Annotated in this window: 15 protein-coding genes and 2 pseudogenes; 5 read left to right on the top strand and 12 right to left on the bottom strand. The window is 52.0% G+C overall.

Going from position 1 to position 13,645, the window contains the following annotated elements; genetic code table 11:
• Complete coding sequence (locus HYG82_RS36970) at positions 1-381, bottom strand: hypothetical protein (RefSeq protein WP_179262564.1); 381 nt, start codon at positions 379-381, stop codon at positions 1-3.
• Positions 382-608: 227 nt separating this feature from the next.
• On the opposite strand from HYG82_RS36970, the gene HYG82_RS36965 reads away from it, so the two are divergent.
• Positions 609-818 (top strand): hypothetical protein, encoded by a 210-nt coding sequence (locus HYG82_RS36965; protein WP_179262561.1) that lies wholly within the window; start codon positions 609-611, stop codon positions 816-818.
• A gap of 3 nt (positions 819-821) precedes the next feature.
• On the opposite strand, the gene HYG82_RS36960 is transcribed toward HYG82_RS36965, so the two are convergent.
• Positions 822-1,172, bottom strand: a complete 351-nt coding sequence (locus HYG82_RS36960; protein WP_235217728.1) for an HVO_A0114 family putative DNA-binding protein — start codon at positions 1,170-1,172, stop codon at positions 822-824.
• 175 nt (positions 1,173-1,347) lie between these two features.
• Between HYG82_RS36960 and HYG82_RS36955 the strand changes: the two genes are divergently transcribed.
• Together HYG82_RS36955 and HYG82_RS44690 are read left to right on the top strand one after the other, a co-directional pair.
• The gene (locus tag HYG82_RS36955; protein WP_179262559.1) at positions 1,348-1,701 is read left to right on the top strand and encodes a DUF7718 family protein; all 354 of its coding nucleotides are present in this window, start codon (positions 1,348-1,350) and stop codon (positions 1,699-1,701) included.
• Between the two features lie 1,001 nt (positions 1,702-2,702).
• Positions 2,703-2,914 (top strand): annotated as a pseudogene (locus HYG82_RS44690) (tyrosine-type recombinase/integrase); the annotation flags it as partial.
• Positions 2,915-2,928: 14 nt separating this feature from the next.
• On the opposite strand, the gene HYG82_RS36950 reads toward HYG82_RS44690, so the two are convergent.
• The 3 genes and pseudogenes from HYG82_RS36950 to HYG82_RS36940 form a co-directional block, all read right to left on the bottom strand.
• Positions 2,929-3,216 carry an SHOCT domain-containing protein gene (locus tag HYG82_RS36950; RefSeq protein ID WP_179262558.1) on the bottom strand — a complete coding sequence of 96 codons (288 nt, stop codon included), beginning with the start codon at positions 3,214-3,216 and terminating at the stop codon, positions 2,929-2,931.
• A 731-nt stretch (positions 3,217-3,947) separates the two neighbouring features.
• The gene (locus tag HYG82_RS36945) at positions 3,948-4,457 is read right to left on the bottom strand and encodes a hypothetical protein (RefSeq protein WP_179262556.1); all 510 of its coding nucleotides are present in this window, start codon (positions 4,455-4,457) and stop codon (positions 3,948-3,950) included.
• Between the two features lie 454 nt (positions 4,458-4,911).
• Positions 4,912-5,139: pseudogene (locus HYG82_RS36940) on the bottom strand (IS701 family transposase); the annotation flags it as partial.
• A 585-nt stretch (positions 5,140-5,724) separates the two neighbouring features.
• On the opposite strand from HYG82_RS36940, the gene HYG82_RS36935 reads away from it, so the two are divergent.
• Positions 5,725-6,837, top strand: coding sequence for a glycosyltransferase family 4 protein (locus tag HYG82_RS36935; RefSeq protein WP_179262552.1), 1,113 nt, complete (start codon positions 5,725-5,727; stop codon positions 6,835-6,837).
• Positions 6,830-7,534: a class I SAM-dependent methyltransferase gene (locus tag HYG82_RS36930; protein WP_179262550.1), complete on the top strand. Its 705-nt coding sequence runs from the start codon at positions 6,830-6,832 to the stop codon at positions 7,532-7,534. Before HYG82_RS36935 ends, HYG82_RS36930 begins: the two co-directional genes overlap by 8 nt.
• Positions 7,535-8,403: 869 nt before the next feature.
• Here the strand turns inward: HYG82_RS36930 and HYG82_RS36925 are convergent.
• The 7 genes from HYG82_RS36925 to HYG82_RS36895 all read right to left on the bottom strand — a co-directional run bounded on the left by HYG82_RS36925 (position 8,404) and on the right by HYG82_RS36895 (position 13,463).
• The gene (locus HYG82_RS36925) at positions 8,404-8,712 is read right to left on the bottom strand and encodes a DUF6166 domain-containing protein (protein ID WP_235217727.1); all 309 of its coding nucleotides are present in this window, start codon (positions 8,710-8,712) and stop codon (positions 8,404-8,406) included.
• A 6-nt stretch (positions 8,713-8,718) separates the two neighbouring features.
• The gene (locus tag HYG82_RS36920; RefSeq protein ID WP_179262548.1) at positions 8,719-9,102 is read right to left on the bottom strand and encodes a hypothetical protein; all 384 of its coding nucleotides are present in this window, start codon (positions 9,100-9,102) and stop codon (positions 8,719-8,721) included.
• Positions 9,099-9,269, bottom strand: coding sequence for a hypothetical protein (locus tag HYG82_RS36915; protein ID WP_179262546.1), 171 nt, complete (start codon positions 9,267-9,269; stop codon positions 9,099-9,101). Before HYG82_RS36915 ends, HYG82_RS36920 begins: the two co-directional genes overlap by 4 nt.
• On the bottom strand, positions 9,269-9,652 hold the full coding sequence (locus tag HYG82_RS36910; protein WP_179262544.1) for a hypothetical protein: 384 nt from the start codon (positions 9,650-9,652) through the stop codon (positions 9,269-9,271). The genes HYG82_RS36915 and HYG82_RS36910 overlap by 1 nt, the downstream gene beginning before the upstream one ends.
• 82 nt (positions 9,653-9,734) lie before the next feature.
• A complete protein-coding gene (locus tag HYG82_RS36905; protein ID WP_179262542.1) occupies positions 9,735-9,977 on the bottom strand; it encodes a hypothetical protein in 243 nt (80 codons plus the stop codon).
• Positions 9,978-10,481: 504 nt separating this feature from the next.
• Positions 10,482-12,047 (bottom strand): hypothetical protein, encoded by a 1,566-nt coding sequence (locus tag HYG82_RS36900; RefSeq protein ID WP_179262540.1) that lies wholly within the window; start codon positions 12,045-12,047, stop codon positions 10,482-10,484.
• A 687-nt stretch (positions 12,048-12,734) separates the two neighbouring features.
• Positions 12,735-13,463: a hypothetical protein gene (locus tag HYG82_RS36895; RefSeq protein ID WP_179262538.1), complete on the bottom strand. Its 729-nt coding sequence runs from the start codon at positions 13,461-13,463 to the stop codon at positions 12,735-12,737.
• Between the last annotated feature and the right edge of the window lie 182 nt (positions 13,464-13,645).

Here is a 13,645-nt window from a genome sequence, read left to right as displayed (position 1 = left end):
TTAGAGGATCTCCTCGAGGACGTCCTGTGCCTGATTAGCTGCGGAGACCGGTCGGTCGGCCCAGCCACCACACTCCTGATCGATGAACTGGATCCAACGCCGGAGGTCCTCGCCACCGTCGCCTATCGGGCCAAGTTCGATGGCTTCTGTGCGTAGAATCGGACCCTCGAGTGAGAATACGGGAACTGCGCCGGAATCACCATGGTTGGATCTGGATTCTGTGACGACGATACGCCCTCGTTTGTACTCGACGTGGTGATGTCGGCCTTCAGTGTCTTCGCCGACGTAGTCATCGTTCCACGAGCGACACTCGAGGACTGGGTTGTTGGACTGTGCTGCTCTATCCGAAACTTCTTCCGTTGGAGAGGTTGTAATCGACATTGTCCTTACCACGGGACACAGGTCGGGTGTCTTCAGCACCCGGCCGAGAATCGGTTTTCCCAGCCACCCTGTGTCTCTACTTTCTGGTCTGTCGCCCACCCACTTAATTATTACTAAATAAAGTATATACCTAATACAGTAAATACCGGAAATAGTAAGCGGGTGGTGAGTGTCGTATAACTTACGACATGTGGTAATTTATGGGTGCGGCGAATACACAACGATCGATGGCAGAAGAAGGTCGGGCGCTCATGACCGAGCGTGAGCGCGAGATTATCACCGGAGAGGCCGAAGTTACGGACAACTATAGGTACAAAGTCGAGTCACTAGTTCGAAACCGGGTGAAAAAGAAATTTGCTACCGACATTGCTGTCCTCAAAGGGCACCTCCCCGAAGCATACGAGATAATCGAGGAGGAGGTCTGTGACAATGAGTAGTGCCTAGATTGGTTCGACAATGATGTGTTCCTGGACAAGACAGGGGCGCTTCATACGACCCGCTTCTTCATATCGAATGATGCTGTGTTCGGCCAGTAAACCGAGGTCACGGCTCACCTGTGCTTTGTCACGCCCAACACGCCGAGCGAGATCCCGAACAGATTCCACATCTTCCGATCGGAGCGTTTCGATGAGCTCCCGACGCTTTGGTGTGAGTACTGTTTCAGCGCTCTCGAGGCTGAGAACCTGCACACCCTCCATTCCGCCACGGGCAAGCGCTTGAGCTAACTCACTACGCCGTGCTGCTCGCTCAGCATCGTCACGGCTCGTCTGGGACCAGTCGACCTGTGACATCTGTTCTAATCACCTACCGTTGTGTACGGACCACAACTGTATAACTGTTGCCACAAGTGTTTAGTAAAGCAGTGGAGAGATTGTTTGTAATCAGCATATAGAAAAATATAATTATAAACTGCATCGATATAGATACGAAAGATAGGAGTCGACGAACTCTGATCTTGGTGAGTCTATGGCGAAATCGGATTTTACATACGTCTACGAGGTAGGCAGGATCAGGGACGTTGTTTTCCACATTGGCGCTCGGCATACCCCCAGCAGTACGAACGTCGAGTCTTTTGCGGTCATCCTCTTTTTCGAACTCTGTGACAGTACCAGAGTAGAGGTTGCGAAGGTCGACAACAGCGAGCACCACGAAGGTGATATCCACATTGATCGCTACTATAGGGAGCTTGGATCCGACTTCAAGGATTTCGATATTGACATTGACGACTGTTGGGAAGCCGAAGAGAAATTGAAGCAGAACTGGACCCACTACGCCCAGACTTACCTCAGAAATCACGGCAAGAGGCCACGAAGCGACTAACACTCGCAGTATATCGCACACGTTTTCTGTCACGGTCTGGTTGGAGCGAAGACATCGAATTGAATTCGGCAATCAACGTCAGCGATATCTCCTTCAGGGACCACAATTCCCAAATCAGGCTCTGATAACCGTTGCGGTGATGTCCGACGGTAGCGATCATCTCGCAGGTTCTTGCTGGCCGCTGTACAGCAAGTGGTGAGTAAATCGTTTCCACGACTAGTGGCTACCAATAATTTCATTTACTTAGCCAAAGTTCGTTTCGGATAGCAGCAGACATATATGAACAGTCAACTCGTGGCAATCGTGGGCGCTTCAGGTTTTGCTATTGGAATGTTCCTCGAAGGAGTGAGTATGGCAGTTCAGGGAAGTCGGTTGATGGGTGCAGTCTTAATACTCCTCACGCTGATATTTAGCCTAGTTATCATATGGCGAAGTAGAAATCCCAAGGAGGCAAATAAAAACGGATATTTCAGACGTGCTGGATCTGCTCGCGCCTATATTCTACTCACTTTAGGAGCAATTATATTTATACTCGGTGTCCAATCTGTGAAATTGTCACTGTCTATGGCATAAAGGAAGAAATAAAACACCCTCGGGCACCTCTGTTCCAAAGGTTCTCTGGACGAATCAAAGGCGTCCGCATCTCTTAGACCACCCGCACATAATCTCTTTCATGGCCAAACGGTAGCGGCGATTAGGGCGGAAACGGACCCACCATTTCTTCAGGTGCCTATTCTTCTACTATAGTCATCCGACTCGATCAAATGGAAATAATCCACGTGAACCGCAGCCTGGTCGTCGACCCAGAGACTGAAGGGCGCATTGTTTGGGACGGGGACTGACCTACTCGTTAGACCCACCGCATGGACTGACCGCAGTCACCTCCCAAGAATGGTCGTGAGAGTCTTACGTATCTTGCAGGTGCCGTTGCACTACTCAGTGTTCCGCCCTGAGCCACCATCGGACGCGCCGTTTACGCAGGCTGTACCCAGACAGCCTATATGTCTTGCAACGCTTCGTGTAAGTGTCCCGGCTCGGTCAGCCCGCACGCCTTGCGACGGGGTACGTGACGGCGGCACGGAACGCAGGACAACCAAAGGACGTGACCGGCGAGAGAGTGAATATGAGCGGGAAGGTTCTTGACAAGCACTACGACAAGGGTTCAAGCGCGGAGAAGGCAAAGAGACGGCGAGACTATATCAGGGATATATAGGTAAGAGGATGGGATTACATCTCGTCTAACAGTTCCTGTTTCTTATCTTCAAATTCAGAATTAGTTATTAACCCCTCTTCGTTGAGTTGCTTGAGCTCTCGTATTAATTCGGTAGGACCTGCTGAATCGGCCTCCTTCACTCGGATGTTTTGCTCATCATCTGTTCGCAGTACGATCCGCTCTTTGTTCTTCTTTTTAGACAGTTTATTATAGGCTACGTTGCCCATCCCAAAGGACCACAGACCGGTGAGGACACCGGTTAAAGCGTGTCCACCAATAGCCCCACCTTTTGTAGTAGACATTACTACTCGGTTCCAGAGTCTGTAATTTCCTCAATCTCCCATCCCTCATCCTGTCTGTCCTTAACCTGTTGTCGGAGTTCAGAGTTAGCGATATCATCAATTTTCTCATATTGAAATCTTTGGTTAATTCGGTGAAGGAATCCCCTCCGTGTTCGCCATCTATTTTCTCGTCCAATTCCCTTTCCCGATCTCCTTTCGCCTCTTTGTAGAAGTCTCTGAGCGACTTTTTGACTTCGCTCTTCTCAGCCTCATACCCACAATGATTACAGAGATATTTCTGCCCGCTTAGAATCCCCTCAGATTGGGAATATATTTCGTCCTGTCCACATTTAGGGCAGTCTCGAAAGGCGTCGGAGCCCGGTTCGGAAATCCCACCAAGAGGGGCCATATTGGATGGACTCCACTAGAAGATGTAATTCTTTCTAGCATTCGACTCTACCACCGCAGTCCTTCGTAGGCACTTTAGAGCGGCGCTGACTGCGAATCACAGTCTGCGCCGCAGGCGCAAGCCTAGGCCGGGATTTGAACCCGGGCTCTCGTCCTTACCAAGGACTTTCTCGAGATCGACGAATATCGGCCGATTCACGGCCACTATTGCCAGTTCTCGACTGAGATCGAACCTACTCATCCCGAAATAACTGCACGATCCTATAAATAAACGATGGTACACTCTCGGGAGTCACAGGAGCACGTTCCAGATAACACCACACCGAACCAGCAATCACCCACCACTACAGACCCACAATCGATTCGCTATCCGGCACCGGATTCAGCGAGGAAACAGGCACCAAATAATTGTAGTGGTCAAACCTTGACTGCCTTCGCTTCCCATTGAGTACCATCTCCTTCGTAGCTGTCCCCAAGAACGTCACAGCCCGACCCTCCAGATGCCCAAGTACGTAGTAATCAGCATTAACGCGATACTCCTTCACCGGTAGAGCGTGGGGGTCCTTCTGGCTGGTCTTCACATCAATCGTCCGCTCAACACCCTCAATAGAGGCCTCAAAATCAACACCTCCGTCTGACCACGCTACCACTTCAGTATCGACCTGTAGATTGGCATAGATAGCGAACGCAATCTCACCCAGAGCCCCAACGGTTTGGCGTTCCTCAGGATCTACTCTCCACGTATCTGATTCATTATTCCAGCCATCGTTTTCTTCGAACGACTGGTTCCGTTCCTTTGCTATCTTAGAGGCAAGCCGAGCGTATCGGGGCGGTACTTCGACAGAGACAGTCATTCGCGTATCTTACCCTCCGTCGGAGAGCTGGTGAGGTCGTCGAGAAGCCTGTGCCACGAGACGCTGAAAGCCATATTTGATTTGTCACTGGGAACAGCCAAAATCGTGTGGGGTCAATTCAAATCGGCGCGTGCTGTCAGGACCGTATACAGAGAACCACCAGACAACGGCTACGTCAAAATAGGCGTTATTAGAATCATAATGACGGGTGTTTCAAAGTGCGATTGCCGGTTAGCTGAGCCGACCCTGGTGGATGATTCGGAACACGGGCCGACGAGGCTGACAGCACCCCGGTGCGATCCAGATATTCCTTAAGAAGCCTTCGCACACGGAGCTGAGGCGTTCCTGCTCTCCGGCCTTGTTGAATTCCTAATATAGAGGCATATCTCTCATATACTCAGCTATTTAATATTATTTTGATTCTCAGCTACGTAACTCAGACCAACTAAATAAATCAGCTTTGCACATTAGCGTCAGCTGTTGAGTGAACGAAGAGGTGGTCGGTCTCTTCCATGAGGTCATCGATGCCTCGGTCATTGTTGTCCTGAACCCACAAGAGAAGGTTGTACACAGTTTCTTTCAGGGAGTGTTCAAGATTCGCTCGAAGCGATGACGCCTTCGAGCGAACTATCCCCAAGGCGCTCGAGTCAGGATCAAGACGAATGAGACAGTAGGCAGCCATCGAGGGTGTCATAGAAGAGTTCTCATGGTTTACTGAATCAGCTCTAACGAATTGACCTACCCTGTACACTTAGTGCACGCTGTTCCTAGCTTGTCATGAGCGTGTCATAGAAGAGTTCATATAGTTCGCTGAATCAACATAAACGAATCGAAACCGTCGTGCACTTAGTGCACGTTGTCTTAAACTTGTCTGAACTATGGCGGAAGAGAGGTTCGGCGTCGCTGTTGACGAGGAAATCGAGCGAGAAGTAGATGAATTGGTCGCTGAGTGTGACGATCTCGGAGCCAGCCGCTCCGAGATCGTTGAAGCCATCCTCACAGCGTTCGTTAAATCCGAGACGAACCACGTTGAACGGGTGCGAGAAATCATTATTCGAAACGTCAGGGCACTCTCTAACCGGTTTTGAACGTTGTGCACCTAGTGCAAGTAATCCGCTACAGTGATAATTAAATTGATTGTAGTATGAGAAGAGTTCTATAACACACTCTCCGTCTTTGCTACTGCCTACGTCACGCTCCTACTTCATCGTACAAAACTGAATAGATAACATAAAGCCTAACTATATACAGCTGAAAATCAGATAAGATGAAAATAGGCATATTTGTCACCGAAGCGCTTTATGATCAAAGACGAAAAAATACAATTTCTGGACATGTCCAAGTTCCTATTCAGACAGCAAATATTCTATGTCAGAACGGTCATAATGTTACTATAATAACGAATGAAGCCCCTGAGGGATATGGAGTTCCAGAATTCACCGATGACGATATCGACCTCAGTACAGTTTCAAGTATTCACGGCCACTGGAAAGATGATAATATAGATAAGATAAATTCTTTAAAAATGATTTCTAATTTAAAAAATATTATTAATTCAGGCAACTTTGATAAAATCCATTTCTTTGGTAGCCATCGGGTTGCCTATTTATTATCCGTACTGGATCTATTGGGAGTCGACGCAGAGTCTCATATGACGTTCACAATTTATCCGGGGCGAACTAAACTCCCTTCTATGCTCGAAAAACAACTTTTGAAAAGAATAGATATAGTCTCTTCATTGACTGAATATACCGCTCAACAAGTTCCAAGGAATGCTATTGATATTATGCAACCAGGTATAATAAAGAATGTGAGGTCGGCAACCGCATCGCGTGCCCCGTTCGATAACTTCGTTCTATTCTGGCGAAATGCAGATTGGGTAAATGGAGGTGACATTTGCCGAACTGCGTATTCTGCTCTCGTAGAGGAGTATCCTGAAATTGATTTCGTCTATGCTACCCGTCCGAATGTAGAATTCGAACAAGAGATTAAGAAGGATGCCGAGAACCACTCGAATATTCATGTATTAACATACCCATATGAAGAGGCGTTGACTATTGAGGATTTGGTCGTCTCCGCGACTGTCGTGGTATTACCATTCCGTAGATTATCTATCAATCCTCAGTTTGCAGTGCTGGAGAGTATGGCGGCAGGAACCCCAGTCATCACCACCCCCGTCGAATCGAACGTAGATATTATTCAACATAAAGAAAACGGATATTTAGTTCCGCCTTCTGCCAACGATGTAACGGAAGCTATAACATGGGCACTAAACCATACAAAACAAATGATGGATATTGGAGAACAAGCCGAACAATCTATAAATAAACGATGGAACTGGGACACTTACGAGGAATCATTGATGACGCATTATGAGTGAAGAGAGTACGGATTTCACAGGATATCCTGAAGAAGAGGCCGTAATCTACGATCAAAAGCGATTTAAGTACCCGGCTGGGAAAGCCTTCGACAAGTTTGAGAAGAACCAGTTGTACAAACTATTCTCGGAACTTGAGGCCGGGGAGAAGATTCTGGAAGTTGGTTGTGGCACTGGCCGATTCATGGCGGACGGTCGAGAATTTGGTTTAGATATGACTGGCGGGGATATGTCGGCACACATGATAAACGAAGCAAGACAGAAACTCGACCGAGAGGCCTCTCTTTGTGTCTTAGACGGCACAGAACTCCCAATACAAGATAATATGTTTGATGGCGTCTATAGTATACGGACCCTCAATCAACTACCGACCCAAGACCATGCCCGATCAATGATACATGAAATGATTCGAGTATGTAAACCTGGCGGAGAAATATTGGTTGAGTTCGTGAATAGTGAGGCGTTATTCAACAGATATCGAGAGAACACCACTTACCTTACTAAAGAGGATGTTACCTCAATCTTCGAAAACAAGGATGTCACCGTGAACTGGACCTCGGGAATTCTATTTTTTACACAGACTGTTCTTGAGGCAGTTCCGTCATTCGGGTTACCCGCATTTGCAAGAATTGATGAAGCCTTCGCCAAGAAATTTCCACGAAGGGCGACGCGGTGCTATATCGGAGGGACTGTTCAATGAACGGAATTTCTACTAAGCGGTATGAGTGTGCCAATGGGACGTGCCGGAAGAGGTTTATATTGAAGCGGGATATTTGCCCGCGGTGTGGGAGTACTTCGCTTCACCGGTGTTGAATCATGAAAAGCATCTTTTTTACTCACCCTGAATGGAAGACTCACATGTGTATATGCGTTTTACCAGCCAGCTTAGACTCCAAAACGTGAATTAAACCCATTCAGCCTTGTTTAGACGCTCTAAAGGTGTCAGTTAGTGGCTATGTCGAGAGAGCAGAACCAAGCCATGAGAGCCTTTCAGCCCGATTTCGTTGTTCCGGTAGAGGCAGTAGCAACCTACGCCGCGTCTAAACAAGGCCAACCCATTCCATATGCTGACTGGGTATTTATATTCAGCAGGAGCTTCTTATCATCTGCTGTGGAGATAGGGGAGATCATCCGGCGAGTTTCGTGTGTCGGACACAGGCAGGATACACATGGCTGTACCGTTGTTCCTGAGCGTATTCATTGGGATTTTCCGGATGACATCGGTCACGGACACGGATACCAGCGAGTCGGTGGCAAAAACACTCCAACGAGGCTGGCCTCGTCAGCACCTTCGGTTCCTGGCTGGACTTGTATAGGCGTACCTCCTGACACTAGGCTCGTCTGGGTGTCCAGCCCTCCTATCGTACCACGTTACATACATTCCTGCCCTGCCACCGTAGTCAATGCGTCGGTTGCACGAATCGCAGATGTGTCTGGTTTCGACACCGTTGGTGGCCGCCGCTGGATCGGGACGGCTCATTCGATGTTCGCCTCCCGCCACTCGTCGAGATCACCAGTCGTGAGCGTCCAGCCCTCCTCGGGGAGCGTTGCGATGACCTCACGCTTGAACTACTGGTAGTGCTCGCACGCGAACTCATCATCGAAGGCGTGAGCCAGCATAACCACCGATAACTGCGCGGGTCCTGAGCCGCCGTACCCGAACTCAAAGCCAGAGGGACTGGCGCTGAGCGGATCATACCGACAATCCAGCGGCTCACCATCAGCCGTTACCTCAACCTCTTCACCGACCGGTGCGGCCGGATCACGATGGCTCCTGTAGACGGTGTCCTTCGCCGTTGGGGACCTGCCGCGACCACCCGTAATTGAGGGCCGTTCATCGAGTTTTTCTCCGCTCAATCCCTGTTTCGGTTGGAACATCACGGCTCATCGAGCGACCTCCTGAAGCCTATCGATCGCGGCCTCCAGCGATGAGGCTTCCTCGTTGAAATTCTGGGCTTTCTGTTCGAGTTGCTCTGCACTCATCTCGAGCTCGCTGGCAGTTCGTTCGAGTTCGGCGGTCAGCGTCTCGACATCCACCTGTCCGACCTCCATCCGGGTTCGACGCAAGTGCTTACAGCCACCCTCTGGCTCGCGATTACGGTAGTCGTGACAGGAGCAGACACCTTCACGAAGATCGACCGTGTACTCCGAGCCTGACTGAGTTGTAACACTAAACAGCGCAGGCGCTTCCTCGATCACGGTCATGTGCTCTGTCGCCGCCCGAACCGTCCGTGGTTCTACGTCGGGCTGGATCGATTCGGAGCTCACGGCTCGTCACCTCGGGTGGTCAGTACCTCGCTAACGTAGACCCGACCGCGAGCCTTCTCAGTGTGCTCTGTACAGGCGGGGTCTTCCGCATATCCACGGCCCGGCGCGTTGACGACGACTGTACGGGTGGCTTTGCGATTACACCCGAGTTCCCGACACGTCGCCATCAGATCTTACCTCCAGGACAGTAGCCGATCTCGACGCCGTCGTGCCTGACGACTACCTGGCCCTGTTGACGGTCGGGATCGACATCGACGACCTCCATCGCCTCGGGAAAGGCTTGTTCTGCCGCGATTACTGCCTCGAACCGCTCGTCGTCCGCTTGCTCCAGTCGGTCGATGTCGTGACATTTCAGCCGTCCCTCCTCGGTCTCGACGTATTCGAGTTCGAACCGGTAGTGACGTTCCGCCTCGCACTCTGCGCCTGTCTCGTAGTACGTCTCGTCTCGCCGATGATCGGTGTAGCTGTCCACGATTTCCTCGAAGCAACACCGCTCGTGGAAGATCGCGGCCATGTCTTCGAGGACTGGGTGCATCTCCTCGACCGGCATCCACTCGTGCTCGTGGTCCGTGATGGCATCGCCGTAGTGCCGGTCGATGTCCGCAGGTGTGACGCCGGAGAGAGATTCCCGCTCATCGTCGGCCCTCCGAGTCGCACGTCTCAGGAAGATCGTCCGTGTTCAGCACCTTAACACCACACTGGATACAGCGGAGGTACCGCTCCAAGTACTCGGTCTGACCCTCGTATCCATGGTGAGGTTCAGGGTGCTTTCCGGGCACCCACTCCGACTTGTCGATGACCAGATGCGGGCCGACTTGCTCCGCATCCGGGTGTCTGTTCGACAGTGTTTCCACTCTGGAACTCGTATCTGACATTGCTTCCTGGTCTCCATCGGGAAGCCCACGCCGGTGTCTCCACCACCGGTTCCGGACTAAATCCGGTAGCTGTTGCTCTGGGTTCCCGTGTTTAGAGATAGGTGTGGATGGTGGTTAGTGGTATCTGAAACGGTAGTTTACGCGTTTTTCACCCCTCTATCGCGACTTTTAGTCATTCGAGGATACCCTGCTGTCAGCTGCGAGGGCCAGCCCCATGCCAGTCGGGGTAGCCGCATGCCGGTCGGACGGCTCTGGCAGCAGGGGTGCCTCCTCTCGCGAGTCAATGCTCCCTGCTCTGGCCCGCGAAGCCGATACGACGTGATCGACTGCAGATGCTTTTGCGATTCTGTGACCTGTGGGGACCACCCCCCTACCCCCACCTTCCATCTTCGCGTACGCGTGGATAGAACTAAACCCCGATTAGGGCTAATCGTACTCATTCGTACACGTACCGCAGTAGGAGGGGGTGGGGGATCCCCTCACACCCTCTCGATCGCTAAAAGCTTAATTATCTGATGTGAATGGCCATGGAACAGTACCCTTCTCGAAGATTCCTCGAAGGCGCACATCCGCAAGGGACACGACTCCCGTTTGGTGTCCGCTCTGTCTCGACTCGTGCTCATAGGACCCGACGCCGATACGGCCTGCCCCCTTCATCCGATCGATGGCTGTTGATCGGGCAACCCCGAGTCGCTTCTCGACATCACCAGACTTGTAGGGCCCATCGTGGGCAGGATTACAGAGCATCTTCACGACGGGTTGTCGCCACTGCAGGATCGACGCGAACGCCACACGGGCCGCCATCTCCATATCCGCGTCATTGACAGCCGCGCGTTCGTACCCAAGGGCCCGAGCATACACCATCCGCTCAAGCATCTTGTAGGACCGAGTCTCCTGTTCGCTCATATCGACCCCGCTTTGGTCGTGGTCCCCACCGAAATCCACTGCTCGCCCGCGAGCGACGAGTCGAGCTAACAGCATCAGCGCAAATTGCTGATCCTCGGTCAGAGACGGCATTTGCTCGTCGGTGATCTCACCACTGTGCTTGTGGTAGAAGTAGCTCCACCACGCCGTGATCGCCTCTCTTGCTTTTGCTTTCTTCTCGGTGTATTTCTGGTCGTCATTCAGTGTGTCCATGAGTTGGCGCAGGTCGTCCACCTTCGGTATCGGATGGAACAGGAAGCGAGAGCCAGCGTTCCCCATCTCGATCCATGCCTGTTTGTTGGGGAACGTGGTTGCGCCGACGAGCCCGAACCGGTACTCACCGGGATAGTCCGACTCATAGCGAGTTGTACCGTGTGCGCCCGTCGTCTTGGCCATCCCACTTCCATCGGCGACCCGGGAGAGGACTCGCATATACTCCGCTACATCATCACCGGTGAACCACGGGCCCATCTCCGCGGCGATCATCACACGTTGCTTGATCCGCGGAAGCAGGTCGTACTCACCCTTGTCGCCATCGGCGTTGTGGCTGATCCACGCGCTCGAGATGACGATAGCATGCGATTGGCTGAGATGCAGGTCAGTAAACAACTCTGCCACCGTGGATTTCCCTGTCGAAGGTTGGCCGATCGCGATGACCATCGGACAGTCACTGACGGCGATGAACAGCATCCGGACGAATACTGTCATGTAGGCGTCGGCCAGGTGTCGCGACCGTGTGTCGAACGTGTCCTCTATCACCTCGGCCACAGCTGACCAAGCCATCGCCGTCGAATCGGGTTCAGGGGGGTCATCCGGAGTCGTCTCCTCGACGGCTTGTTCTTGGTCCTGATTCTCCTCTAATAGCTCTTCTTCGCGTCCTGCGATCATCGACCTGTACTCGTTGTACGATACTCCGTCAAGATCAGACAGAGCACTTGCGAATCGGGCCCAAAGCGGCTCATCGTTCTTCTTTGCTAAGGCCAGCGCATCGATGATCGGCTTCTCATATGCCTTGTCGGAGTCCTTTTCTATTGCCTCGATGATGCTGTCGTAATCGTGTTCTGCCGCAAGCCGCTCTGTAGGCGGTGGTAGTTCGGTCTCAACCTCCGAGGATTGTGACCTCTCCCTGTCGGTGGTCTCACTCACGGGATGACACCCCCGGATGCCGCAGGCACGGTTTCTGAGCGACACTGTCGGGCTTCCCGTAGTTCGGAGAACCCGTAACCTCTATCGGCTTGTGCGTGTAAATTTAACATGCTTCGTAACTCCATACGGAGCGAACCATCACCGACCACCGGGCTGACTGGCCTCTAATCAATCGGCCCGGTGACGTCGGTACTTGACCCGCTCTCTCGAGTGCTTAGTGACCCGCCTCCTCTGGGTCATACTGCTCAAGCATCTTGTCGAGCAGTTGATTATATGTCTCACCGCCTCGTTTCGCACCTCTGAGCCGGTTTCTGACCCGCTTTTCCAGCTTAATACTGGTTCGTTCACCAGTCATCTTGACACTTACTCCACGGATACACATTATCCGTGAAGCATATATATTAGTTTTCAATTTTTTGATTAGAGTGGTACCCTTCGAGGTTGAAGAGGATGTATCTAAAGCAGATTTCGATACTTGGAATCAGCTGAGAATAGCTTTCAGTCATCGAGTTTTGGCCATGTCTCACCGTGCCACCACCCAACTGAGACTCATCATACTTGATTACGAACGAATACTTTCAAATTCCGATAGGAAGATGCTACCGTGACTTCGGGTGAATTGGCTCTGAGTTGGAAATGCTCTGGGCAATCTGAGGGAAAGGGGGATCAGAACGGGGAAGGGTGAGCTTAGTGTCGCGGGAACGCGATCTCGCGGTCGTACTCCCAAGGTTCGTCCTCGGAAACAGGCGTCGTTCCGTGGTCAATCTGTTCGTCGGTCAGGCCGTAGCTGATCTCGTGCTCCATAATGAGGCTCTGATACTGCTGGCCCAGCTCAGACTGGTCGGTTATCCGGCTCGACTCGATCAGGTAGTGCGCCATGTTGCGACCTGCTCTTGAGCCTGCCGCGGTGTGCGTGTCGTTGACGACGTAGCCTAACTCGCCGAGCCCTTCGCTCTCTGGCTGGACAGGGAAGTCGTGCTCTGGCTGTTCCCCGCGCCGAAGCGATTGCATCCGGTCTGGAGCGATCTCCAGCCACCAGTTCTTCATCGGGAGTAGTTCACGAGCGGACTCGGCCTCAGCGAGCAGGCTGGCCGCTCGCATCGCGCAGGCGAGGCCCATTCCCTCGTCGGGGTCCCACTTCTTCGTGGCGAGCTGTCGGAGTCGTTCGATGGCAGGGAGTAGGTCAGCCTCAGTGACCGCAAGTCGGCAGTCCTCCAGCAGAACGGTTTGGGCTCTGTCCCAGAAGTTCCAGGAACATCCGCTGCGTGCGAGTTCAAAGCTCGCCCAGACCGCCTTCTCGCGGTCTCCTCGACGGACTGCCTTTTGGAGCAGGCTGGCCACCGTATAACGCGAATAACCCCCCTTCGTCATGTTGCTATCAAGTGGCTTTCCAAGGTCGTTCGTATCGTTGCTCATAGTTTCGTTTGTTTGTTGTCGGTGGTCAGGTAACGATGCCTCTCTCGGGGTGATGCTATATCCCTGAGTTAGTGCTTGATAGTATACTTGTTATTTGATTACAACTTTGATGTGGCAGCCAAAAATCGAAGGACAGCGCGTCACTGCTGTCACGACGTAGGACAATGCTCCGACAGCAGGGT

The organism is Natrinema halophilum (assembly GCF_013402815.2).
GTDB lineage: Archaea > Halobacteriota > Halobacteria > Halobacteriales > Natrialbaceae > Natrinema > Natrinema halophilum.
Note: the sequence above shows the minus strand (reverse complement) of the source record. Positions and strands in the feature narration are given on the sequence as shown.